This is a genomic window from Methanobacterium lacus (assembly GCF_000191585.1).
Taxonomy (GTDB): Archaea; Methanobacteriota; Methanobacteria; order Methanobacteriales; family Methanobacteriaceae; genus Methanobacterium_B; species Methanobacterium_B lacus.
The window spans coordinates 950394-974543 of the sequence record NC_015216.1 but is presented as its reverse complement, the minus strand read 5'-3'; the positions used below and the strand labels follow the sequence as shown (position 1 = coordinate 974543).

Sequence of the window (24150 nt, the reverse complement as noted above, 5' to 3'; positions counted from 1 at the left end):
ATATCCCAGAGTAATTATTTTATTTGGATTTTCAGAGCATAATTTGAAAGATATTTATAATTTGCACCTAGAATAGTATTGAAAGCTTTAAAATTTGTTGGGTTGTAACATGGGTTCAGAACGTACTTTAGCAAAAAATACAACGGTCCTTTTAGTTGCAAATTTAATGAGTTATCTTCTGGGATTTTTCACCACACTTTACACAGCCCGGTACCTTGGTGTGGAAGGGTTTGGAATTCTCTCACTTGCCCTGTCTATTACAGGAATATTTGGAGTGTTAACTGATTTTGGACTTGCAACACTCACAATCAGAGAAGTTTCACGTGATAAGTCCCTCGCCGATAAGTATATTGGAAACACTGCAGTTATGAAACTCTTTTTATCGTTGTTAACCTTTGGAGTTATAGGATTACTTGTTTATATTGTGGGTTATCCTCAAACAGTTGCTAATGTAATTTATATTATTACTTTGTCTGTTATAATGACTGCATTTACAGGAATTTTCAATTCAATATTCCAAGCGTACGAAAAAATGGAGTATCTCTCATTAACCATCGTATTAAACGCTGTTATCATGATTGCAGGTATTTTACTGGTTATTTACAGGGGTTTAGATATTGTGGTACTGTCATCGGTGTACTTCTTCTCCAGTCTTTTAGTTTTAATTGCCACATTCATCATATTCTCAAAAAGGTTTTTCATGCCGAGTATCCAATTAGATTTTAGCTTTTGGAAATTAACGTTGCAAGAGTCGTTTTACTTTGGAGTTTCAAGTATTTTGGTTGTTATCTATTTTTACATCGATTCTTTTATGCTTTCAATTATGGTTAACAATTCTGCTGTTGGAATTTACAACGCTGCCTACAAGCTAATATTTGTTTTGATGTTTTTACCAAATGTATTCCTAATATCAATATTTCCTTTGATGTCTCAGCACTATGAATCCAACAGGGAGCTGTTGAAGGTTGAGTATGAGAAGTCTGTGAAGTATTTGTTTGCCATTGCAATGTTCTTCTTCGTGTTTGTGCTGTTATTTGCAGATAAAATAATATACATTATCTATGGATCAGGTTACGATGCATCCATCTTTGCTTTACAAGCCTTGATATTTGTTGTGCCTGTGATCTTCATCACCTACCTGTTTGGAAATATTTTAGGTGCAATTAACAAACAAAGAATTCTTCTAATTGTAACAGCTATAAATGCAATTATAAATGTTGCATTAAATCTGGTACTGATTCCCCACTACAGTTACGTAGGTGCATCGGTAGCAACTGTGATTACAGAAGTTACTGGATTCAGCCTCATGATCATCTACATCTCAAAATACTTCAGCAGCATATCATGGGTCAACAACTTCTTGAAAACAATAACTGTGAGTGTGTTGGTGTTAACAGTGACCTACTTCCTCAGATTGAACATTAACTGGATAATTGCATTAGTTGCAGGAGTAGTTTTATTCTTGGTTCTCATGATAGTGACCAGGATAATTTCTAGAGAAGATCTTGAGATTTTTAAAAGAATTATAAAAAAAGACAGTGACCAGTAAAGTTAGGATTAAAATAAATATAAAGTAATTATTGATTACTTATGATGGTCTAGGCCATTATTAGTCTGTAATAACATTTTTAAAGAAATTTTCCATTCTCTTTGCATAGGCCTTCCAGGAATATTCTTCTGCTATTAATTTAGAGGCCTTTTTAGTCCAGTTTCTGTAATGTTCCATGTTCTCATGAACATCTAATATTTTATTTGAGAGTTCTTCAATATTTCCTGTTTCAACAACCATACTATCATCGGGAAGAACCTCTTTAACTCCACATTCATCTGAAATTATGGTTGTTATTCCCCCTAAAATTGTTTCTAATGGAAATATGCCCCAAGGTTCATATTCTGGAACAAATACTGAGATATCTGCAGTATCGTAGAGTTTGTACAACTCTTCATCAGATATGGAATCATAGAACATGATATCAACCTGATATTCAGCTGCTGTTTGTATCAGTGTCCTTTTATATTTTTTTGATAAAATTCCAACTTCACCACCTACAAAGTGAAGTCTCGAATTGGGAATACGATCTTTAATCTTTCCAAAAGCTTTTATAATGTCAAGCTGTCGTTTTCTAGGATATAATGGCCCTACAAATATTGAATCAAAGTATTCATTGTTTTCATGTTGAATTTTTCTCTCCAGATCCACGCCGGATCCAGTTAATTCCATCTTTTTGTTATCGGGATACATTTCCCTGATGATATCTTTCATTCTCTGGTTGAAGGCCAGTGTAAGCTTCACATTGGAACTTAGCTGCCTATCCTTATCAAGGAAGTAATTGTTTAATTTGGATCCACCATAGTAATATGGTTCGTTACACATCCAAACTGTGGGTGTTTCTGTGTAGCTAGATATCCACTGTGCAGGATGGTTATGGGCGTTTATAACATCATGATCTCCTATTTTGCTTGCTAACTTTTTGATCATTTGATTCCATCTAACGTTGTTGAAGCCAAAAAGATAGTTAACTGCCCATTTCTTGTTTAAAGAGATTATTTCAATATTTTCTAGGAGGGGATCGAATATGTAGTTGTCATTCTTCTCAAAGGTGTAAATTGTGACGTTGTTTCCCATTTTATTTAAATGGTAGCTTAATTTGCAAAGCTGTTTTTCGGCACCCCTTGGATATATTAACTCGGGATGAACAATTCCAATATCCATATTTTATTACCTGCCCTTTTCCATTGATCTGTAAACTTCCATTGTTTGTTGGGCTGATTCATCCCAATCAAATAGTTTTGCCCTTTCTAATCCCATTTGTATTAGATTATCTGCTAGTTTTTCGTCGTTTAAAACCCTGTACATCTCCTTTGAGAGTTTTTCATTGTCGTGTGGATCCAGCATGATCCCAGCTTCTCCAACAACCTCGGGAAGTGAAGTTGTGTTTGATGTTATGACCGGAGTTCCACATGCCATTGCCTCAAGTGGTGGAAGACCAAAACCTGCATATTCACATGGGTACACCAACAGATCAGCAGCACTGTACCATTCAGGCATTTCCGGTTCTGCTACGTAACCTGCAAATATCACATCGTCAACCAGATCCTGCTGTTTTATTAACTTTAAAAGTTCCACACGTGCATCGTTACTTTGTGATTCACCGATTTTTAAAAGCTTAACATTGGGCATCACTTTTTTAAGTTTGTTAAACGCCCTTATTAAATCAGGAACATTTTGTCTTGGTGTTTCTGAACCTACGTAAAGCACTACCTTGTCTCTGTCTGAAATATTGAATTGTTTTAAGATTTCCTTACTTTTAATGGGCTGGTAAAGCCTGTGATCAACTGCAGGGTATACTATGTCGATTTTTTCTTCGGGATAATCCAAATATTTGAGAATTTCATTCTTTGAAAATTCTGATATGGTTATGATACGGTCTGCTGTGGGCATCCACTTCATATTTTCCTTCCAAATATATGATCTGTCATTATCATAGACCCATGGAATAAGATCAAAACATGTTAACACTGTCTTATAATTTTCCAGTGATTTTAAGACGTATGCAAGTTCTTGGGTTGTTATATGTTTGATATTTTCTTCCTTTAACTTCCCCTTAATTTCATGAATGTACCTGTACTGATCCATTCGGTCCATCATCCGAAAAGCTGTTTTAAAGAGGAAACTGGAAACTCTTCCAGGTTCTCCTCCTTGAAAATTGTCAGTTACTGCACCTGATCTTTCAGGGGTCATATTCAGCCTTTTTTTCAAGATATCTGCTAAAGGTTTGTATTCAATGATGTTAAGATTTACATCATTGATTCTCCCAAATATCTCCATTTGATACTTGGATCTACCAAATATCTTCGAAGATTCAACACCATTAATATAATCGATTTCCATAGAGCACCACTAATTAATTTGTTTCCTGAACATACAATCCCTTACTGATCTAATTCCCTATAAATTTCCCCTGTTGTATTAGCGCTTTCATCCCATTGGAACAATTTTGATCGTTTCAAACCCCTTTGAACCAGTTCTTCTTTTCTGGATTCGTTGGTTAAAACTTCGAACATTGATTTTGACATTGCATCTGTATCGTTTGGATCAACCATTACTCCAGCATTTCCCACAACCTCGGGAAGAGAACTTGTGTTCGATGTTATGACAGGAGTTCCACATGCCATTGCCTCAAGTGGAGGCACTCCAAATCCTGCATATAAACAAGGATAAACCAGCAGATCCGCTGCATTGTACCATTTGGGAAGTTCTTCTTCAGCCACGTAACCCGTGAATATCACGTTTTTTTCCAGTCCAGTTGCTTTAATTGTATTTAAAAAATGTTCCCTGGCACCAAAGCTTTGTGGATCTCCAACTTTAATCAATTTAAAATCAGGATATGTTTTTTTGAGTTTGGACAGCGATTTTAAAAGAAAATCTAAGTTCATTCTAGGAGTTTCTGATCCTACGTAGAGAATGGTTTTTTGGTTTTCCGGAATATTAAATCGTTTTAATATGGTTTTATCCCTTTTTGGATGGTAAACTTTATGATCAACAGCAACACTAACTATTTCTATCCTTTCTTCTGGATAGTTTAGTTCTTTCATTATCTCCATCTTTGAAAATTCTGATATGGTTATGATACGGTCTGATTTTCTTAACCCTGTCATAATATTCTTCCAGTACTTACCATGATCATTCTCATAAACCCATGGAATTAGATCGTAACATGTAACAACGGTTTTATCAAGATCCATGTGATTTAAGAGGTATGCAAGTTCTTGGTTGGTTAAATGTTTGATATTATCTTGATGGATGCTGTTTTTGACTATTAATCTGTACCTGTATCTGTCAATTTCTTGTACTGATTTTCTTGCCTGGTTAAAAAGAAAATTTTTGATCCCTGAGTCCTTTGAGTTTTCATCGGATTTTTTTTGGGCTTTAGCATCTGTGTTGTTTGGGGGTGTTAATCGTTTTTCAAGGTTTTGCATTATGGATTCATATTCTATGACATTTAAAATTACATCAAGTCTTTTTCTTATTTCCATCTGATACTTGTACATTCCAAACATTTTATCTGATTTTGGACCGTTGATGTAATCTATTTCCAGCATAAAAACTTTGTCTCCAGTTAGTTTAGAATTTTAATAAATATTATCATGAAGGCCATCCATTTTAAATGGTTTGACAGTTATATTTTTTGTTATAAATGGATTTTAATGATTTTCAATGAGTTTATTGTAAAGTTTTTCTGTTTTTGTTGTTACTTCATCCCAAGTGTAATTATTTACCATTTTCAATCCATTTTGTCCCATTTCTTCCCTCATTTCTCCATTTTTAAGTAGTTTTGTGAGGTGTTTGGCAACAGTTTCAAAATCGTAGGGTTTGGCTAAAAGTCCGTTAACACCGTTTTTAACTATGTCTGGAATTCCCCCTAGATCTGACGATACTATAGGTAATCCTGCAGCCATTGCTTCAAGGTTAACTATTCCAAATGATTCTGCAAGGGTTGTAGATGGTAAACAAAATATGTCCGCTGCCTTGTAGTAGAGTGGTTTTTCATCATCTTCCACAAATCCTGTGAATATAACATCATCATAAATTTTCATCTGTTTAGCAGTTTCCTTAAGCTCGTTATCCATGTGTCCACGTCCAGCAAATATTAGTTTTGCAGTTGGAAAAACATTTTTAACTAATTTAAATGCTTTTAAAAGGATGTCTGGTCCTTTGTACTCAACTAGGCTTCCGAAAAATAGTATGATTTCTGAATCTTGGGGAAGGCCCAAAATTTCCCTAGATTTTTCCCTTGTTACTGGGGTTGTGACCTCTTCAATATTAATTCCATTGGGTATAACAACGATTTTATCGAGATATCTCCTTAGAAATGGAGATTCTTTTGCATATGACTTGGTAGTTGCGATTATAGTATCTGCAGATTTGAGAACCCTGTGTATGAACAGTTTGTTGTAGAGTGAAACCCCCGCATTTCTTGCGAAACTTCCACCAGTTTCAACACCATCAAACTGGTATGTCAAAACAAATGGAAGCTTTTTACGTTTTGCATAGAGGAGTGCTGGAAGATCAGAGTAGGGTATGGGCGAATGTGCATGTACAATGTCCATATCATAATTTAATGGGTTGTATATAAGTTTGATGGAAGGGTTGGCACTAGCTATTTTTAAACTGGTGCCATGGCGATGAACCTTCATGTTTGGGTAGAGTTCTATACTGTTTTTAGAATCTATGGATGTTGTAAAAACATCAACCATGTTACCTCTGTTAGCCATGTTAACTGCCAAGTTGTAGGCCGCAATTTCAGTGCCACCATGTGCATATTTATTTATATAATCCGGAGTGTTTACTAAGTTTGGGTATGGGAAATGTCCCACAAAATATCCGATTCTCATTTAATCGCGTCCAGAGTCAATTTAATTAAATTTAACTATTTTAAGGGTAAAAATTAAAGGATATCAACTTCCCGTGGCTTTTTTAGAAGATATAGTTATATTTGATCCGAAGAAGATTTTGTTTTGTCCTGTTTTTTGGTATCTTCTCCCATCTTCCTTGCCAGTGCAAGTTCACGTACCAGATCAGTGAGTTCTTCCTCTACTGTTTCTATTTTGTTGTACATCTTGAAGATCAGGTAGAAACATAGAAGCAGTCCAATTATAAGAACAAAGTCCAAACCTCTTCCTATTCCCGTGTAAACAGCAAGGAAGTTGGTTGAGTTTGGATCAATGGCTATAAAGATGACTCCCAACCATATGAGTATCCAAACAAACATCATTCCAAGAGACATTTTACCGTCTCTGAATCGTAATATGCTGAGTACTATCGCCAAAATTCCCAGGATAATTGCTATTACTTGGTATATCATCAACATTGTTTTTGTCCCAAAAAATTTTTTATATTAAATTCCGTGCTTTCATTTGATTTATTAGTGTTTAATCCTAAATTTTTTTTCTATAAAAGATGTGATTTGTTAATTTGAATTTGAAAGTTATAATTTTTTATTTAAACAGTTTGAAAATGAGCTTTGAAAGTATTTTCAAACCCTCAAACAGGTTGGTACCCTTCTTCATGGTGTAGTCTGTGTAAATAGTTTTCATTGGTACTTCCTTAAGCTCTAGGTTTTGCCTTTTAATTTCGCCTATGATTTCAGAGGAAACTCCATAATCCCTGGAATTAATGATAATGGCTTTTGCAGCCTTCTTGTTAAATGCCCTTAATCCTGATTGGGAGTCCCCAACTTTTATACCGTAGAATATCATTGTGATGAGGTTCATTACGGAATTTCCATATTTTTTACTTCTGGGCATGTCATCAAAATCTCTGGTTCCAATACAGACATCTGCCTCTTGATGGATGATCGGATTTATAACGGTGTAGATATCATTGGGATCATGCTGTCCATCAGCATCAAATGTTACTATAACATCTGCATTCTCTTCAAGAGATGCTTCTATGCCTGTTTTGATTGCTGCACCCAATCCTCTGTTTAGAAGATGTCTACAAATGAATCCATGATTATTTTCTTCAATAAATTTTTTTACTATGTTGTTGGTTCCATCCATTGAACCATCATCCACCACAACAAATTCAAAACCCATTATTGAAAGATCGTGTAAAACCTTTTCAATGGTTTTTTCTTCGTTGTAGGCCGGCACTACCACAAATGTTCTCATTGAATCCTCTCTAAACTGAAATATAAATGGTTGATCCAAAGGTAAATCTTATTTTTTTTATCAGCGATTGTTAATTGAATTAAGATGTTTTTTTTAACATATAATTCTTTAGTAAGAATTTGTTTATGGATAGTTATTATTTTGATTAAAAAAAGGAAATTTTAAGGGGTTTAATTTATCAATGCTGCGAGTTCAGCAACCCTTTTACCAAGATTTTGTGATGTTGCTATGCCAACATCATCCTGCTCTGTACTGCCTTTAGGTCCACCAACTCCAGTTCCACCATAATGAGCCATGGGTGCACCATCCCCCACTATTATTGCGTCATGTATTAACAGAAAATCATGTATTGTTGCGATTGTGCTTTCTTGACCGCCATTTCTTGAAGCTCCAACTGCTAAAGCTCCCCCTACTTTGTTTCTAAGTCTGAAAGATCCTCTTAAAGGTCTTGATCTGTCTATGAACATTTTTAGCTGGGATGTGACACTTCCAAAGTAAACAGGACTGCCAATTATCATCCCATCTGCTTCCATTATTTTTTCCATAATTTCTCCCATATCATCGTAGATAGCACACTCACCCGTGGCTTTGCATATATCACATGCTACACATGGTTCTAAGCTTGCAGATCCTAAATTTATTATTTCAGTTTCTGCACCAACTTCTTCAGCTGATTTTAATGCTGTTTCTACTAGAAATGCTGTGTTTCCATCTGTTCTGGGGCTGCCTACTATTCCTATTATCTTGACCAAATTTAATACCTCCAATTTAATATTTTTTTAGTTTTTATAAATTTAAGTTTTGAATTTAAACGAGTAGTAAATTTAAAATTTGAGTCATCAACCTAATATATTGTATCCATAGTTGATTGTGATACTGTTTGAATTTAATGTTACAAACCAATTAATTTAAAGCCAACCATGAACAATGAATATCAAGGAATCCCTATACAAACTAGATTATTAAGGTTCACCAAAATAAAGGTAAGATAAACTTATTTTCAAGTTCTAAATCTGAATAATGCTCACTTTACAGATAGGGATGGTATTAATTAACTTTTTTCGAAATGGATAAAATTTTTAGAAAGTGGAAATGAGATGACAACTAACGAACCATACGAACCCAAAGTAATAGAATCAAATGTTCTTGAAATCGTTGAAAACTGTTTTATCAGTGAAAACAACGGAAATTTAAATGCCAGAGCAGAAGCTATGAAGGATCTTGAGTCATTTCTTGTTGAAACTAACGAAGGATCCTACACCATCAAGTGTCAGGATTCTGAGGAAACCATGCACACCTACCATGGAGGTATCAACGAATCCATTGAAAAATATGTCAAACCATCCCATCTAAATGAGAAAAGAGAGATGAAGATATTAGATGTGTGCAGTGGTGTCGGATACACAGCAGCCACCTGTATCGAACAGTTGAACCAACCACGGGAAGATGGCGGTTTACCATTATTAAACATTGAAATGGTTGAAATATCAGCATTAACCCTTGCAACAGGACTAATTTTACCAAGTCCTATTAAATCCCATATGATAATAAAAAAAGCCATTGAAGACCAGCTTTACAGTGAAGGGTTTTTAACTAACAGACTTGTTAACACTAAAATTCCTGAAAACATCAACATCAGCGTCAACATAACTGATGCCAGAAACCTTGTGAAGAATGATCCTAATGGAAATGGAACCTCAAAAAATTTTGTTAAAGATAATGCTCATCAATTTGATGCAATTTTTCTCTTAGCATTTTCACCATTTGAATCACCGGAACTTTACTCACTGGAATTTTTATCAGGACTAAAACCATTACTAAAGCCTGATGGAATGATATCAAGCTTCTCCAAATCCCATACAATGAGATATTCCCTTGTAAAAGCTGGTTATCACATTGGCGAAGGTCCTGAATTTGGTAGGAGTGGAGGCACCATAGCATCAACAGCGCTTGAGCTGATTGAAAAACCCATTTCAATTGATGATGAGAGAGTAGTTGCACTCAGCGATGCTGGTGTACCATTAAGGGATTTAACCCTTGGAGATTCGAGTTTGGAAATTCTTGAGAGAAGAGATGAGGAGCGAGAAAATGTGAGGGGAAAGTTCAAATTCCCATCAACAGTCAGATGTCCAGTATTTCTTGGTAAAGACCTGAAAGAAAGTAGGTTGAAAAGAAGAGTATTGAATGGTCTTAAAACCATTGGGATTGATAATTTACATTCTCAAAAATCCATGTACCTTATCTGTCCACAATATCAGGACTGTGTTTGTGGTAATTCCTGTAAACCAATTGATAATTCAAGGGATAGAATCATTGAAATGGAGAAAAGATTAAATATTTTGGCTGTTAACCAGTTATCTTCTAAAAAAAATTTGAATTAAAAAAAAATATACTATAAAATATATAGTTTAACCATGCACTAAAATTTCATGATACACGCTAATACAACAAACAGTTTTCAATGATTTTATGTAAAGGTTTTTTGTATAAAAATTACAACAAAATAAGGATTAAATAAACAGAATCCGCCATTAATTAATAACGATAATAAAAGGTGAGGGTATATTGAACTTTGAAATAAAAAATAAAGATGTTATGGGAAGAACTGGAATTATTAAAACTCCCCATGGAATTATTAAGACACCTGCATTGATGCCAGTAATACATCCAGGTAAACAAACACTAGATGTCAAGAAGTTTGGTGCTGAAGTTGTCATAACCAATGCTTACATCATGTACAAAAACGAAGATTTGAGGGCAAAAGTTCTTGAAGAAGGTGTTCATGAACTCATTGATTTTCCAGGACCCATAGTAACAGATTCAGGTTCATTCCAACTATCAGAATATGGTGATGTTGAAGTAACAAACAAGGAAATAATAGAGTTTCAAGAGTTGATTGGTACAGATATTGGAACCTCACTGGACATACCAACACCTCCCTATGTTAAGAGAGATAGGGCTGAGAAGGAACTTGAAATAACAATTGAAAGGGCTAAAGAAGCCATTGAAGTGCGTGGAGATCTTATGCTTAACTCTGTTGTGCAGGGTTCAACCTTCGCTGATCTGCGTTCAACATGTGCCGAGACCATTGGTGCCATGGATTTCGAATGTTACCCAATAGGTGCAGTTGTTCCATTAATGGAATCTTACAAGTATTCTGATCTTGTTGATGTGGTAATGGCATCTGTAAAAAATCTCCCAGATTCAAAACCAAGGCATCTTATGGGTGCAGGACATCCCATGGTATTTGCATTGGCAGTTGCAATGGGTTGTGATTTGTTTGATTCTGCAGCTTACATATTGTATGCCCAAGACAACAGATTCATGATGCCGACTGGAACTTACAAACTTCAGAATCTTGTTGAAATGCCATGTTCATGCAGGGTTTGCACAAGCTACACCCCTGATGATCTAAGATCAATGGACAAGGAAGAGAGAATGTTACTCATAGCAGAACATAACCTCACAGTAAGCTTTGCTGAAATTAGAACCATTAAACAGGCCATCAACGATGGAAATCTCATGGAATTGGTAGAACTAAGGTGCCATGCTCATCCCTACCTTTTAGATGGTCTTAGAAACCTGAAGAATTATACTGCGGAGCTTGAAAAGTACGATCCAGCCACAAAAAAATCTGCATTTTTCTACTCAGGACCAGAATCCCTTGGAAGGCCCGAAATAAAGAGACATCTAGAAAAGATAAGTAGAATTCCCAAGAAAAAAAACTTGTTAGTTCTTCCCAGGGGCAGAAAACCATACTCCAAACATATCAAGGAAGATCTTGGTAAGTTGTACATAAAAAATGTTAATGGAAATGCAATCATTGATCCTGAAGATCTTATGAATGATTGTCAGGTTTGTTTTGCTGATGTGCCATTTGCATTGATCCCCATGGAAATTGATGAAGTTTATCCCCTGGCACAAAATGAATCACCTATGAACATGGACACCGATGCCAAGGATTTTGTTAGAATTCAACTTGAAGCCTACATAAGCCAGTTTGACAACGCTGTTATAAGTGCAAAAGTGCTTGACAGGTTTGATATGTACACCATAACCCTCGAACCACTTCCAGATGGATCTGAGCATACTGAAAAAATTTACAGCTTGGATGAGTTTGAAGGAGATATTGGAAGGATCTTTGTTGATGACAAAACCAAGATAAAAAGCATAGCAGACTACCAGTTTGGAGAAGGTGCAGGGTCCGCACTCTTTAAAAATGATGTTAAGATCGTGAAAAGTAGAAAAACTGGAAAGATCAGGCACGTGTATGAAGGTGAAACTTTGATCGCTACTTTGAGAGCTTCAGACAGTGTTTTTGTGCTTGATAGAGAAGGTGCAAGGAGACTGCATTCACATGTGGAATATCCAAAAAACAGGGTTGTTGTGAATTCAGATGCAGAACCATTTGCAAGAGAAGGAAAAAGTATATTTGCTAAATTCGTTATAGATTGTGATATAAATATAAGATCTAATGAAGAAGTATTGATCGTTAATGAAGAGGATGAACTGATTGCCTTTGGTAAGTCAATTTTATGCGGTCATGAAATAATTGATTTCAACACAGGTCAAGCTGTTAAGACAAGAAAAGGAGGAATTTAATGTTACCCGGAGCAGGAATGAACCCAAAACAGTTAAAACAAATGCAAAGAGCAATGAAACAAATGGGAATGGACAACAAAGACATCAAGGGTGTTACAGAGGTTGTCATTAAATTTAAAACTAAAGAGATCGTTATTACTAGTCCAAAAGTGAATTTAATGGATTTTATGGGGCAGCAGACCTACCAAGTATCAGGTAAAATTGTTGAAAACAAAATTGAAACAGAATTAGTCATCCCCGATGATGATGTAGATCTTGTGAGTACTCAGACAGGAGTAAGTAAAGAAAAAGCTCTCGAAACTCTCAAAGAAACCAAGGGGGACTTGGCAGAAGCCATTTTGAGGTTAAGTTAATGCCTTTTATTGCACAGATATCAGATTTACACGTGGGTTCACTCAATTTCCAGGAGAATCTGCTTGATAAAGCAATAGATGAAATTAACAGTGTTGATCCCGATGTAACTATAGTTACAGGAGATATTACTGAAAATGGTTACTACCTTGAATATGAGAGGGTCGTGCCATTTTTAGACAGAATTAAATCTCCGATATTGGTTGTTCCTGGAAACCATGATGCCAGGCACGTTGGTGATGAGTGTTTTGAAGACCTGATTAAAAATCGATACGGAACACTTGAAGATAAAAAACATGGATTAAAGGTTATAGGGCTGGATAGCAGTGAACCTGACCTTGATTATGGTAGAATTGGAAGATCTCAGCAGTCTTGGATGGAAAATGAACTTAGAATTGCTGATGAAGAAAATCTGTACAAGATAATAGCACTTCACCATCACATAATACCTGTACCTAAAACTGGGAGGGAAAGGAATGTTTTAAGTGATGCTGGTGATATACTACAATCACTCATGAAAGGGAAAGCTGATCTTGTTCTCTCAGGGCACAAACATATGCCGCATGTTTGGATGATGGAAGATACAACATTCATCACAGCAGGTACAGTTTCATCACTGAGATTGAGGGGAAAGGCACTTTCATCATACAACACCATCGATATTGAAGATGAATTCATCGAAATAATTCTTAACCGAGCAGATGGAACCAGAAAATGTCTAGCTAAATATGAAAACACTTGTTTAGGTGATTAATTGAAAGTTATTATAGATGCATCAAATGTAGCACATTTTGGAAAGGAGAAAGAAGGTAACAAACCTCGTTTAGACTACCTTCTAAAATCTGTGGAAGCTCTGGAAAAATTAGGATACGAGCCATTTCCAATAGCAGATGCATCCCTAAGGCACGAAATTGATGAAAAAGAAAAGTTTAATGCCATGCTTGATGAGGGAAAAGTACAACAGGTCCCCTCTGGAACAACCGCAGATCATTTCATTCTTAAACTTGCCTTTGAGGAAGATTGTAAAATTCTTTCAAATGACAATTTCAGGGAATTCAATGATGAGTTTCATGATATCAACAACAGAAGAATTCCATTCACCTTTGTTGAAGATGCCATCTCCATAGGTAGCTCTTCTAAACCTAAGAAGGTGAAGAATATACTCCAAAAGATAAGCACACAGATGCTAAACGACTTCGAAAAAAAGGGTCTGGAGTCATATAAGCTAAAGAAGAACAAAAAGTTGAGTGGTATTGCAGTTGCCAAAGAAGCAATTGATAGAATAACGAAAACCACTGAAAACACCTTCGATTCAAAGATCGAAGATATCTTCATGAAAATTCCTTTATTTGATAAGGTCATGGGAATGGTTGAAGATGCTGAAAAAACCAGTGATTTCATTATTTTTGTGCTTGTAAGTCCTAAAGATTACAAGGACACAGTTAGAAACGCCGGTAATATAGCAGTCACAGTGGGAGACAGACTTAAACTCGATCATGCACCCCTGGTTGCCATTCGTAACGATCTGTTTACCAAACCAGGAACATTTGAATTAAATATCATATATTCTGATGAGATACTAGAAGAATCTCCCTACAATGTGAACATAACCATAAACGACCATGATTACTCCTTTGTAAAGAAAAATTCAAGGAACATCGCAAGCACAGTTGCAGCAAGACTTGGAACATGGAAATTCCCTATTGTTTCAGTTAAACCCAGCATGCTGATGGAAAAACCAGGACACTTTGACATAACATTGGAAAAGGGAGGAGAAAAGTAAATGGTTATGGATTACATCTCACGAACCATCTTTGGATTTCTTATTAAACACAGGGTTATAAGCATTGGAACAAAATATTATCCAACCAACGATATGGAACGAGAATATGTTCAGATGGTAAACTACACCAGAACCATGCTTTTAGAAATTGAAACAGCACATATAACCACAGAAAATATTTTTAACAATGTGCTGAGCGAAGTTGGTACTGGTAACATTCCGGATAACAGGAAATTCATTGAACTCCACCCTGCAGAGAACAACGTGAATGAGTACGCACTACTGAGTAACATCATAATGGGTAGTGACAGGTACCTCTACATCGAAATTTTCCAGAAAAACAAACCACTGATTGAAGAGTTTGTTAGATACATACAACGTGCTAGGGGAACTATTGTAGAGCGAAGTGCTACTGAAATAGTATCCAAGATGCTTTCAAAAAACGATGCTATAAGGGTGGGTATAGAACTCATTGCTAAGGGTTTGGATAAGGAGATCGATGTTAGAGTTGCGGTTGGAATGACTGGAGCAGCAGCCATTGAAAGATCCATAAACTTGAACAAACAGATAGGTGAAACCTCTGGTGTGGGCTTTACAAAACTTGGAGGTGAGTTTGCAATTGTATTCTCATCCAAGTTCGGCAATCTTGAAGGTTCACCAGCTGTTTACGACAACTACGTTTTCATTGATGCAATAGATTCAACCAAGTTCATTGATGAGAATGGAAGGGATAAACTGGTTGAAATAATGAATGAAATATCATCATTCATTGAAAAAGAATGCAAGGGCAAGATCGAAGGTTATCGTGTTGGTGGGGATGATCTAATAGCCAACCTACCAACCAAGGATGCTGCTTTAAGAGCAGGAATGGACAGTGCATGGCACGCATTAAATAATGGTGTGAGGCTAAGAGTAGGTATTGGAAAGAGCCGTAGAGAAGCGGGTGAAAGGGCTCAAATGGCCGACAACATAAAGATTTGGAACAACAATCCAGTCATGGTGTTCGATCTCGCTGATGGTATTTATTCCTACTACATACCCTCAGAATTCACAAGAACCGTACTTGACTTCTTGCTCAATAAAAAGGGCAGAATAGCCATCATATTCATCTTTGTATTTGTAGCTACATTGGTGGGATGGAACATAGGTCAGCCTGTTTTTGGTTTAATAGCCATTGGGTTGGCGTTGGTTTATGCATTAACAGCATAACAATGGATAAAAATTATATTTTTTAGATTTACAAATAATGATTAAATTAAGGTGTTTAAATGAAACAAGAAGCTAAAGGAAAGATATTTGTTGGAATGATTGTTTCAATAGTTGCATTTGGATTTGCAACGGGAACAGGATTTTTTATGGGTGCTAATCCCATTAATACCAATGGAATACTAAACCTTACACAACAAAGTCAGTTTCCAAGCATTCCAGCTTCCCAAACAACTAATCCTACTGTGAAAACTAATCAAACAACTGCCCAATCTGGTCAGTCAAGCCAGACAAATACAGTGACACCTAGTAATCCTAATTCTGGAAACAATTCAAACAAGCCCACAAACAACAATCAAAGCGGTAACTCATCTAACAATTGACGTTACTGGTAAGTAGAGGATTTTTAATTGATTATGGATGGACTCATGAATTGGATGAATTTTTTATAGTATTGTAATATGGAGATTAGGATTATGAAAATTGTAGATGGTGGAGTATGTGCCGTTAATGGTGTGCTTGCAGCTGGAGCTTGTGATGATGATTATGGAGTTGCTGTAATTGTGTGTAAAGATAGTGATTCTACTGCTGTTTTTACTTCTAATAAAATAGTTGCGGCTCCTGTAATTTTAACCAAAAATGCAGTTGAAAATGGTAAGTTGTCTGCGGTGGTTGCAAACAGTGGAAATGCCAATTGTTTCACTGGAGATCAGGGAATAGAAGATGGGAAAGCAATGGCTTCAGTAGTTGCAGAGGAACTTGATTTTAAATTTGAAGATGTTGCTGTTGCATCTACCGGAGTTATCGGTAGATTGATGCCCATGGATATCATAGGCAGTTTGATTAAAAAAGCTGTTTTAAGACTTGAAAATTCAGCTGAAGCTTCTAAAAATGCTGCTGAAGCTATTATGACCACAGACACTTATTCAAAGGAATTTGCTGTTGAAACAACTTTGAAAAATGGTAAATCCATCAGAATTGGTGGAATAACCAAGGGTTCAGGCATGATTGCTCCAAATATGGGTACAATGTTATGTTTCATAACAACAGATGTTAAAGCATCATCATCAGAACTTAACACGGCTTTAAAAAAAGCTGTTGATGCTAGTTTTAACATGGTTGTTGTTGATGGAGATGAAAGTACCAACGATACAGTGATCCTCATGGCCAACGGTGAATCAGGAGAGTCCATCGATGAAAACTTTGAGGAAGCCCTGGAATACGTGTGTTGTCAGCTTGCAAGTATGATGGCCAAGGATGGTGAGGGTGCAACTAAATTCATGGAAGTGGAAGTGAATGGTGCAGTAAACACCGAAGAAGCTAGATTAGCTGCAAAAGCTGTTGTATCATCCTCACTTGTAAAAACTGCTCTTTTTGGCGCAGATCCAAACTGGGGTAGAATTGTTGCTGCAGTTGGTTATTCAGGAGCAGATATAGATCCTAAAGTTGTCAGTGTCAGTCTTCAATCCCTTAATAAGAGGGTAGATATTGTGGATCATGGAATTATCGCAGCGTTTGAAGGTACTTCCCAACTTGAAGAAGCTGAAGATATTATGGAAGAAAAGAACATTCGTATAATCATTGATCTGGGTCTTGGAAATGGAAATGCAACAGCCTATGGTTGTGATCTAAGCTACGATTATGTTAGTATAAATGCTGAGTACACAACATGAAGATCATATAATTTATTTAAATAATTTAATTTCATGAATATTATTTTGGAGAATCGTGAATATGGAAACAGTAAACATTCTTATCGAAGCGTTACCATACATAAAAAAATTTCACCATAAAAAGGTGATGATCAAGTACGGTGGACATGCAATGATTGATTCTGATGCCATGAGCTCCACTGCTCGTGACACAGTACTTTTGAAGTACGTTGGTATGGAACCCATGGTTGTGCATGGAGGTGGGCCTGAAATATCTAGATCTATGAGTAAACTCGGTAAAGAACCAAAATTTATCGGCGGTCTAAGAATTACAGACTCAGAAACAATGGATATAGTGAAAATGGTTCTGGTTGGAAAGATCAACACTGACATAGTTTCAAAGGTATGTTTGCATGGTGGAAAGGGTATAGGAATATCTGGTAAAGATAATCAGCTCATTAAAGCCAATAAAAAAGCACCTCATGTTATGGTGGATAATTCAACTGGGGAAGAAATAACAGTTGATTTAGGATTGGTCGGGGAGATTGAATCTGTAAATACTGAGATAATGGAGATGCTCGCTGAAAATAATTACATCCCAATTGTCTCTCCAATAGGTGTTGATGAAGTAGGTAACACTCTAAATCTTAACGCAGATACCGTAGCTGGTGATATTGCTGCTAAAATGGAAGCTGAAAAGTTAATAATCCTCACAGATGTGCCAGGAATATTAGAGGATCCTAAGGACCCTGAAACCCTTATTAAAAAAGTTAAAGTCGATGAAATAAAGGATTTAATAGATAATGGAATTGTAAAGGATGGTATGATTCCTAAGGTATTAACCTGTGTCAACGCAGTTGAAAACGGAGTTAAATCTGCCCATATAATTGATGGAAGAATTAAACATTCTGTGCTCCTGGAAATATTTACCACCAAGGGAATAGGAACTATGATCACCAAATGAATTTCCTTTACATTTTTTTAGGAGGGGTGTGAAAATTTCCATCACTTCATTTTTTTTAGTATCTTTGATTGAATATAATAAATTTAATAGCCATGAAATGAATATTAGATAATATTCCTTTGTGAATAATTAAAAATCATATTCTCAATTTTTATTTTAAGAGCAAATGGAATTGTTAGAATAGATAATTTCATGAAAATGTTTTAATCAAGTTATAAATAACTGAATTATCAATATTTAAATAACCTAGATTAGATAACTTAATTAAATTTAATAGTATAAATATAAACACAATTTGATTTTTTTAACATATCTAAATGATTTAGATTATTTAGGTTTTAGGTGGAAAAATGAGGAAAATAATAAAAATTTTGATAGTAATCATATTGATTTTACTGGCTTCAGTAGCGGCCTTCGTGATTTATCAATATGAACAACCTTCATCCACCAATGTGATGAAGGGTGACCATAACATTCTGTTATTAACTGCTGATCCTTCAGAAAAAAGGCCTGGAGTAGGTGGGGTTGACATGGCATTTGTGATACATGTTACAGATGGAGATATTAAGAATTTAACACCAGTTTATCCTGGTGGAATGACACACCCAACTGCACAAGAACCAGCTGCAGCTAATGCTGGTAACGGTAAGTTAAGATTCCATGATGTACTATGGGATGCTAACATAACACAAGACACAGTGCTTGCACAGGAAATTGTAAAGTACAACACCAACATGACAACGGACGCCGTTGTGATTGTGACTCCTGATGCTGTGGATGCAGTTTTAAATTCCATAGGTCCAATAAACATACCTGGTTACAATGGTAATGGAACCAATGCGGCTGTTGCTTACATAAGAAACGAAAGTGAATTTAGTAGCAACATGAGTAGAGGTAATGCCACAGAAACATTGATGAAACCGGTTATGGCAGCAGCCAAAGATCCTAGTAAGGCTCCGGCACTGTTTAGTACCATAATTAGCCAATATTCAAAGGGTAATATTATAGTGGTACCAAGCGATCTAATGACCCAGTTTGCAATTTCCAAGGGACTAAACTTGCTTTAAGAAATAAATTGCATTGAAAATGGCAACAATGCCATTATCCATATTTTTTTTTAAATATAGAAAAATGGGTAAAGTACTTTTTTTAATTTATGAGTCTAACATCATTTTACGATAACAATGATGATAACAAATTTTTTTAAGGACCAATATGGTTTTAATTATAAAAATCAGAATTTATATTCTATTTATTATAAATTGTATGAATTTATGTAATGAAAATTAGAAAAAACGGTATAATGCACCGTTTTGAACATATTAGTAAAAACGAGTACATATACCGATTTATACTAAATTATACCGCCTCCGTGTCCAAAGATGTCATAAGGACTATTTTGGACGATTATTGATCACTCTAACATCATATATATAATTTTTGATTTTATTTTCCAAAAAACAGTGATTCTAAGGTGTTTTTTTCTATTTAGAGGCCACATATAGTGTTTTTAAAATTGGTACAGTGACTGGCTTGGTTCCAATCCCTGATCAAAACTTTACAACACGGCATATAATTGCATGATAAGGAATATTATAGCTAAAAGCAGATAAATAACCAGTTAAATATCTAATATATATAAAGGCACAGTGCTGATGGTTTATTCAGTTTAAAGCCGTTAAGAATTAGCTTACATTGTGTTAACTTATTAATAGGGAGTTAAACCGTCTTAAAACAGTGATAAAGTTTTAATTACTTTGTTAAAGTAATATTGATTTGCAGAGTTATTTATAAAAATTATTGGTTTTAACACTGCATTGATTAATTTAAAAAAACATGATGTGATTTTTGGGTAAAAATTAAGATGATCAGCCATTCCAAGTTAATCGCGGCCAAGAATGTGGAATTTTTTGGGGAGTTTTATAATAACTATTTTTAATAAGGCTATTTTTTAAATATGATAGTAAACAAGATGATTATGGTGAGAAAATGATCGAAGTAGGCATAATAGGTGCAAGCGGTTACACAGGTGGAGAACTCATAAGATTTCTTATGAAACATCCCGATGTAGATATTGTGGCTGCAACATCTAGAAAATTCGATGATGAACCCGTGTACAAGGTTCATCCAAATTTAAGGGATTGTGAATTAAAATTTAAAAATATTGAGCCAAGCAAACTAGAAGCAGATCTGGTTTTCACAGCAACGCCACATGGAGCATCAATGAAAATTGTTCCTGAACTCATTGATAAAAATATCAGAGTTGTGGATTTAAGTGGGGATTACAGATTTGAAAGTACTGAAATCTACGAAAAATGGTACGGTTTCAAACATTCTAATCCATTAAATGCTGTTTATGGTCTGCCTGAGATAAACCGAAAGGAAATAAAACATGCAGATCTAGTTGCAAATCCTGGATGTTACCCTACAGGCGCAATACTTGCATGTCTACCAATAGTTTCAGAAAATCTTGCGGATAACATCGTTGTGGATTCCAAATCTGGTGTGAGTGGTGCTGGTGTGAACCCAACTGACACAACACATTACCCCAATTGTAGTGATAGTGTTTCACCATACGCCGTTACCACCCATCGTCACGGACCTGAAATTCAGGAGAAACTTTCAAAGTACGGTAATTCTAAGGTATCGTTTACACCGCACCTGGTTCCAGTTATCAGAGGTATTATGACAACTGTACATGGTTTTTTAACCAGTGACGTAAGTCCTGAATATATACACGAGTTGTACAAGGAATTCTATGATGGAGAACCATTTGTTAGGGTGCTTGAAAAGGGAGAATCTCCAAGAATGAGTTCTGTAAGGGGATCAAACAACTGCCATATAGGCTGTTTTGAAATAGATGAAAATGGTAGGTTAGTGGTGGCCTCATCAATAGATAACTTGGTAAAAGGTGCATCTGGACAGGCTGTTCATAACATGAACCTCATGTTTGGATTTAAGGAAACAGAATCTATCGATAATATTGGTCTTCATCCATGAACAAGTTTATAACGAGAAAAACCCATAAATAACTTGTTTAATTGGAGGTCTTTTAAGTAATTATTTTTTTTAAGATAAAAAGAAAAAAATAGGATTGAATAAACAAAAAATTTATTATAATCATTAAATTTAAACTATTAACTTAAGAAGAAAGATATAAATTTATTCGATCAATTTAAAAATATATCTCCATGAGGTGTCAAATGAAAACTGTGATAGTGTTTTACTCCCGTACAAGGAAAACAGCCCATGTTTCAAAAACATTGGCTAAACAAATTAACGCAGATACAATAGAAATCAATGATCTTAAGGATAGAATGGGAGTTATTAATTATTTAGGATCTTCTTTAGACGCCTTGAGAGAAAATAAAACCAATATTAAGCCAGATACTATTGATCTTTCAGATTATGGTTTAATTTATATTGGTTCACCCACTTGGGCTTCCAAACCGGCACCGGCAATCATTACCATGATTGATAAATGTGATTTGAAAGGTAAAGATGTGATCTTGTTTTCAACCATGGGAAACAGTGGCGGTTTGAAGGTTGTAGAACGGATGAGGGAAAAGATAGAAGCCAGAGGTGGCAGAATGGTCAACTCATTCACAATTAAGACCAGTGGAAAAAAAATCGATGAACTTGTCGAAGCAACTGAAAAGATCCTTGATGAAAAGGATCTGAAGATATATGGAATTTAAGAAAATTATTTCATGGTGATTCAATGTCAATGATGGACAAATTATTGGACTCTTACAAACCATTAATCATAATTCCTGTTATCATCACACTGATTGCTCTGGCAATCGTGGCTACAGGTGGTTTACAAGAGGGTATTGATCTAAAGGGTGGATCAATAGCTGTTGTACAGCTGGAAAAACCTGTATCTGATGATGCGCTAGCTGCATTAGTGGAAAATGGAACAGGAAACCAACAGGTAACAGTAACAACTTCAGGTGGTAACACTGCAACCATAGAAATAGCCGGTGGTGCAACAGATGTTATAGCACTTACAAATGCTCTTAGTGGAACTGCAACTCTACAAAGTTTCAGAGCGGTGGGACCATCGTTAAGTAAACAGTCCCTGACACAGGTGTACTATGCTCTTGCATTTGCATTCTTGTTCATGTCAATAACTGTTTTCATAATATTCAGGAATTTAATACCTTCACTTGCTGTGATATTTGCAGCTTTCAGTGATATCATAATTGCAGTGGGTGGTATGTCATTACTGGGTATACCGCTTTCACTGGCATCTGTGGGTGCACTTTTAATGCTCATAGGTTACAGTGTGGATACTGATATTTTACTCACAACGCGAGTTCTAAAGCGGCGTGAAGGAACCATAAACGAAAGAGCTAAAGATGCCATGAAAACAGGTTTTACCATGGCTGCAGCTGCAATAGGTTCTATGGTGGCCCTTTATCTCGTAGTTAGATTCTTCATGCCATATGCACAGGTTCTAGATCAGATAGCATCTGTCTTAATAATAGGACTGGTTGCAGATGTTCTTGCAACGTGGCTCTTCAACCTTGGAGTACTTAGATGGTACATGGAGGGTAAAAGATGAACTTCAAGGAATTCATCAAAGATTACAGGGTAATACTTCTTATTGTTCTGTTGATCGTGAGTATTGGAGCTATCTCAGTCTTTGGAATTCAGGAAGGTCTTGATTTGAAGGGAGGATCTATCATTCAGATCCATCTTGACCAACCTGTTGACACAGACACAATGAGCAAAGTTACCAACGTACTGGATAAACGATTGAACACCTTCGGTGTTACAGATGTAAAGGTCCGTGCAAGCGGAAATCAGGATGTTGTGGTTGAAATAGCCAACGTTGCCCCTGATCAGGTGGCCAAGGTAGTTGGAACTCCTGGTAAATTTGAGGCAAAAATTGGTAATGAAACCGTGCTAACAGGTACTGACATCACAACTGTGAAAGCATACGAAGTTACAGGTAACCAATGGAACGTTCCATTCACAGTGACTTCAGACGGAGCGAGCAAATTTGCTAAAGCAGCAAATGGAAAGGCCGGAACACCTGTAGATATGTACCTAGATGACCAGATTGTATCGTCTCCAGAAATTTCTGCAGAACTTGCAAACGGTGTGCCTAGTACTGATGTTCAGGTGAGTGGAACATCCCAAACCAACCAAGCAGCTAAAGATCAGGCCAAATCTTTACAGGTTGTACTGCAATCAGGTGCACTTCCAGTTAAGGTTTCGATAGTTGGTGTGAGTTCAGTTTCTGCAGAACTGGGTAGTCAGTTTAAAACAGGAGCACTCATAGCAGGTGGGCTAGCATTACTTGTGATCGCTTTTATTGTGTTCTTAAGATACAGAACTCCTGTTCTTGTGATCCCAATAATATTCACCAGTGTGGCTGAGCTTATAATCATTCTGGGAGTTGCTTCAATAATTAAATGGAACATTGACCTTGCGGCCATTGCAGGTATTCTCGCGGCGATAGGTACTGGTGTTGATGACCAGATAATTATAACGGACGAAGTGCTTAAGAAGGGAGTTGCAACGAAGCGAACAAGAACAGCTCTTAAGTTTAAGATAAACAACGCTTTCTTCATTATCTTTGCATCAGCAGCTACTTTAATAGCAGCCATGCTTCCTTTAGCATATGTAGGATTTTCAAGAGGAGCTACAGGTATTGGTCTACTATCAGGTTTTGCATTCACAACCATTCTTGGTGTGTTAATAGGAATATTCATCACCAGACCTGTGTATGCAAAATTCATAGAACTTCTTCTGGGTAAAGACAGGAAAGAAGAAAAGGAAACAAAACCTAGCAGATCGAAATCCTCTGAAGTTGGTAAGAAACCTAAAAATAAGAAGAAAGGGAAAAAGGGTAAAAAATAATTTTTAAACCCTTTTCTTTAAATTTTTTTTTAAACTAAATCCTTTTT

At 36.0% G+C, this 24150-nt stretch carries 22 protein-coding genes; 15 read left to right on the top strand and 7 right to left on the bottom strand.

What is annotated here, in order from left to right; genetic code table 11:
• Positions 1-109: 109 nt before the first annotated feature.
• Complete coding sequence (locus METBO_RS04920) at positions 110-1549, top strand: flippase (protein WP_013644573.1); 1440 nt, start codon at positions 110-112, stop codon at positions 1547-1549.
• Positions 1550-1609: 60 nt separating this feature from the next.
• On the opposite strand, the gene METBO_RS04915 is transcribed toward METBO_RS04920, so the two are convergent.
• The 7 genes from METBO_RS04915 to METBO_RS04885 all read right to left on the bottom strand — a co-directional run bounded on the left by METBO_RS04915 (position 1610) and on the right by METBO_RS04885 (position 8426).
• Positions 1610-2713 carry a glycosyltransferase family 4 protein gene (locus METBO_RS04915; protein ID WP_013644572.1) on the bottom strand — a complete coding sequence of 368 codons (1104 nt, stop codon included), beginning with the start codon at positions 2711-2713 and terminating at the stop codon, positions 1610-1612.
• 6 nt (positions 2714-2719) lie between these two features.
• Positions 2720-3892 (bottom strand): glycosyltransferase family 4 protein, encoded by a 1173-nt coding sequence (locus METBO_RS04910; RefSeq protein ID WP_013644571.1) that lies wholly within the window; start codon positions 3890-3892, stop codon positions 2720-2722.
• Between the two features lie 41 nt (positions 3893-3933).
• A complete protein-coding gene (locus METBO_RS04905; RefSeq protein ID WP_013644570.1) occupies positions 3934-5103 on the bottom strand; it encodes a glycosyltransferase family 4 protein in 1170 nt (389 codons plus the stop codon).
• Positions 5104-5205: 102 nt separating this feature from the next.
• Positions 5206-6396 carry a glycosyltransferase family 4 protein gene (locus tag METBO_RS04900; protein WP_013644569.1) on the bottom strand — a complete coding sequence of 397 codons (1191 nt, stop codon included), beginning with the start codon at positions 6394-6396 and terminating at the stop codon, positions 5206-5208.
• 95 nt (positions 6397-6491) lie between these two features.
• Entirely contained in the window at positions 6492-6872 is a 381-nt protein-coding gene (locus METBO_RS04895; RefSeq protein WP_013644568.1) for a DUF2304 domain-containing protein, read from the bottom strand.
• A gap of 127 nt (positions 6873-6999) precedes the next feature.
• The gene (locus tag METBO_RS04890) at positions 7000-7674 is read right to left on the bottom strand and encodes a glycosyltransferase family 2 protein (RefSeq protein ID WP_013644567.1); all 675 of its coding nucleotides are present in this window, start codon (positions 7672-7674) and stop codon (positions 7000-7002) included.
• A 170-nt stretch (positions 7675-7844) separates the two neighbouring features.
• Complete coding sequence (locus tag METBO_RS04885) at positions 7845-8426, bottom strand: flavodoxin family protein (RefSeq protein ID WP_013644566.1); 582 nt, start codon at positions 8424-8426, stop codon at positions 7845-7847.
• A gap of 345 nt (positions 8427-8771) precedes the next feature.
• Here METBO_RS04885 and METBO_RS04880 point away from each other — a divergent pair, with 345 nt between their 5' ends.
• From METBO_RS04880 to METBO_RS04815, 14 genes are all read left to right on the top strand, one after another.
• The gene (locus METBO_RS04880; RefSeq protein ID WP_013644565.1) at positions 8772-10055 is read left to right on the top strand and encodes an MnmC family methyltransferase; all 1284 of its coding nucleotides are present in this window, start codon (positions 8772-8774) and stop codon (positions 10053-10055) included.
• A 214-nt stretch (positions 10056-10269) separates the two neighbouring features.
• Positions 10270-12276 (top strand): tRNA guanosine(15) transglycosylase TgtA, encoded by a 2007-nt coding sequence (gene tgtA / locus METBO_RS04875; RefSeq protein WP_048186550.1) that lies wholly within the window; start codon positions 10270-10272, stop codon positions 12274-12276.
• Entirely contained in the window at positions 12276-12629 is a 354-nt protein-coding gene (locus METBO_RS04870) for a nascent polypeptide-associated complex protein (RefSeq protein WP_013644563.1), read from the top strand. The genes tgtA and METBO_RS04870 overlap by 1 nt, the downstream gene beginning before the upstream one ends.
• A complete protein-coding gene (locus tag METBO_RS04865) occupies positions 12629-13381 on the top strand; it encodes a metallophosphoesterase family protein (protein ID WP_013644562.1) in 753 nt (250 codons plus the stop codon). Before METBO_RS04870 ends, METBO_RS04865 begins: the two co-directional genes overlap by 1 nt.
• Positions 13382-14410 carry an NYN domain-containing protein gene (locus METBO_RS04860; RefSeq protein ID WP_013644561.1) on the top strand — a complete coding sequence of 343 codons (1029 nt, stop codon included), beginning with the start codon at positions 13382-13384 and terminating at the stop codon, positions 14408-14410.
• The gene (locus METBO_RS04855) at positions 14411-15619 is read left to right on the top strand and encodes a hypothetical protein (RefSeq protein ID WP_013644560.1); all 1209 of its coding nucleotides are present in this window, start codon (positions 14411-14413) and stop codon (positions 15617-15619) included. It abuts the gene before it with no gap.
• A gap of 59 nt (positions 15620-15678) precedes the next feature.
• Positions 15679-15999 (top strand): hypothetical protein, encoded by a 321-nt coding sequence (locus tag METBO_RS04850; RefSeq protein WP_013644559.1) that lies wholly within the window; start codon positions 15679-15681, stop codon positions 15997-15999.
• Positions 16000-16092: 93 nt separating this feature from the next.
• On the top strand, positions 16093-17289 hold the full coding sequence (gene argJ, locus METBO_RS04845) for a bifunctional ornithine acetyltransferase/N-acetylglutamate synthase (RefSeq protein WP_013644558.1): 1197 nt from the start codon (positions 16093-16095) through the stop codon (positions 17287-17289).
• A 61-nt stretch (positions 17290-17350) separates the two neighbouring features.
• Positions 17351-18232: an acetylglutamate kinase gene (argB, locus tag METBO_RS04840; RefSeq protein ID WP_013644557.1), complete on the top strand. Its 882-nt coding sequence runs from the start codon at positions 17351-17353 to the stop codon at positions 18230-18232.
• A 350-nt stretch (positions 18233-18582) separates the two neighbouring features.
• The gene (locus METBO_RS04835; protein WP_013644556.1) at positions 18583-19299 is read left to right on the top strand and encodes a DUF4012 domain-containing protein; all 717 of its coding nucleotides are present in this window, start codon (positions 18583-18585) and stop codon (positions 19297-19299) included.
• A gap of 922 nt (positions 19300-20221) precedes the next feature.
• Positions 20222-21232, top strand: a complete 1011-nt coding sequence (gene argC / locus METBO_RS04830; protein ID WP_013644555.1) for an N-acetyl-gamma-glutamyl-phosphate reductase — start codon at positions 20222-20224, stop codon at positions 21230-21232.
• A 203-nt stretch (positions 21233-21435) separates the two neighbouring features.
• Positions 21436-21930, top strand: coding sequence for a flavodoxin family protein (locus METBO_RS04825; RefSeq protein ID WP_013644554.1), 495 nt, complete (start codon positions 21436-21438; stop codon positions 21928-21930).
• A 23-nt stretch (positions 21931-21953) separates the two neighbouring features.
• Positions 21954-22799 (top strand): protein translocase subunit SecF, encoded by an 846-nt coding sequence (locus METBO_RS04820; RefSeq protein ID WP_013644553.1) that lies wholly within the window; start codon positions 21954-21956, stop codon positions 22797-22799.
• The gene (locus tag METBO_RS04815) at positions 22796-24103 is read left to right on the top strand and encodes a preprotein translocase subunit SecD (RefSeq protein WP_013644552.1); all 1308 of its coding nucleotides are present in this window, start codon (positions 22796-22798) and stop codon (positions 24101-24103) included. Before METBO_RS04820 ends, METBO_RS04815 begins: the two co-directional genes overlap by 4 nt.
• Positions 24104-24150: the final 47 nt, after the last annotated feature.

Bases quoted from the DNA above. Each gene is read 5' to 3' on its own strand.
- METBO_RS04825 (WP_013644554.1), top strand. From the start codon at position 21,436: ATGAAAACTGTGATAGTGTTTTACTCCCGTACAAGGAAAACAGCCCAT.
- METBO_RS04815 (WP_013644552.1), top strand. From the start codon at position 22,796: ATGAACTTCAAGGAATTCATCAAAGATTACAGGGTAATACTTCTTATT.
- METBO_RS04905 (WP_013644570.1), bottom strand. From the start codon at position 5,103: ATGCTGGAAATAGATTACATCAACGGTCCAAAATCAGATAAAATGTTT.
- METBO_RS04880 (WP_013644565.1), top strand. From the start codon at position 8,772: ATGACAACTAACGAACCATACGAACCCAAAGTAATAGAATCAAATGTT.
- tgtA (WP_048186550.1), top strand. From the start codon at position 10,270: ATGGGAAGAACTGGAATTATTAAAACTCCCCATGGAATTATTAAGACA.
- argJ (WP_013644558.1), top strand. From the start codon at position 16,093: ATGAAAATTGTAGATGGTGGAGTATGTGCCGTTAATGGTGTGCTTGCA.
- METBO_RS04900 (WP_013644569.1), bottom strand. From the start codon at position 6,396: ATGAGAATCGGATATTTTGTGGGACATTTCCCATACCCAAACTTAGTA.
- METBO_RS04890 (WP_013644567.1), bottom strand. From the start codon at position 7,674: ATGAGAACATTTGTGGTAGTGCCGGCCTACAACGAAGAAAAAACCATT.
- METBO_RS04915 (WP_013644572.1), bottom strand. From the start codon at position 2,713: ATGGATATTGGAATTGTTCATCCCGAGTTAATATATCCAAGGGGTGCC.
- METBO_RS04920 (WP_013644573.1), top strand. From the start codon at position 110: ATGGGTTCAGAACGTACTTTAGCAAAAAATACAACGGTCCTTTTAGTT.
- argB (WP_013644557.1), top strand. From the start codon at position 17,351: ATGGAAACAGTAAACATTCTTATCGAAGCGTTACCATACATAAAAAAA.
- METBO_RS04855 (WP_013644560.1), top strand. From the start codon at position 14,411: ATGGTTATGGATTACATCTCACGAACCATCTTTGGATTTCTTATTAAA.
- METBO_RS04865 (WP_013644562.1), top strand. From the start codon at position 12,629: ATGCCTTTTATTGCACAGATATCAGATTTACACGTGGGTTCACTCAAT.
- METBO_RS04850 (WP_013644559.1), top strand. From the start codon at position 15,679: ATGAAACAAGAAGCTAAAGGAAAGATATTTGTTGGAATGATTGTTTCA.
- METBO_RS04910 (WP_013644571.1), bottom strand. From the start codon at position 3,892: ATGGAAATCGATTATATTAATGGTGTTGAATCTTCGAAGATATTTGGT.
- METBO_RS04895 (WP_013644568.1), bottom strand. From the start codon at position 6,872: ATGTTGATGATATACCAAGTAATAGCAATTATCCTGGGAATTTTGGCG.
- METBO_RS04870 (WP_013644563.1), top strand. From the start codon at position 12,276: ATGTTACCCGGAGCAGGAATGAACCCAAAACAGTTAAAACAAATGCAA.
- METBO_RS04835 (WP_013644556.1), top strand. From the start codon at position 18,583: ATGAGGAAAATAATAAAAATTTTGATAGTAATCATATTGATTTTACTG.
- METBO_RS04820 (WP_013644553.1), top strand. From the start codon at position 21,954: ATGTCAATGATGGACAAATTATTGGACTCTTACAAACCATTAATCATA.
- argC (WP_013644555.1), top strand. From the start codon at position 20,222: ATGATCGAAGTAGGCATAATAGGTGCAAGCGGTTACACAGGTGGAGAA.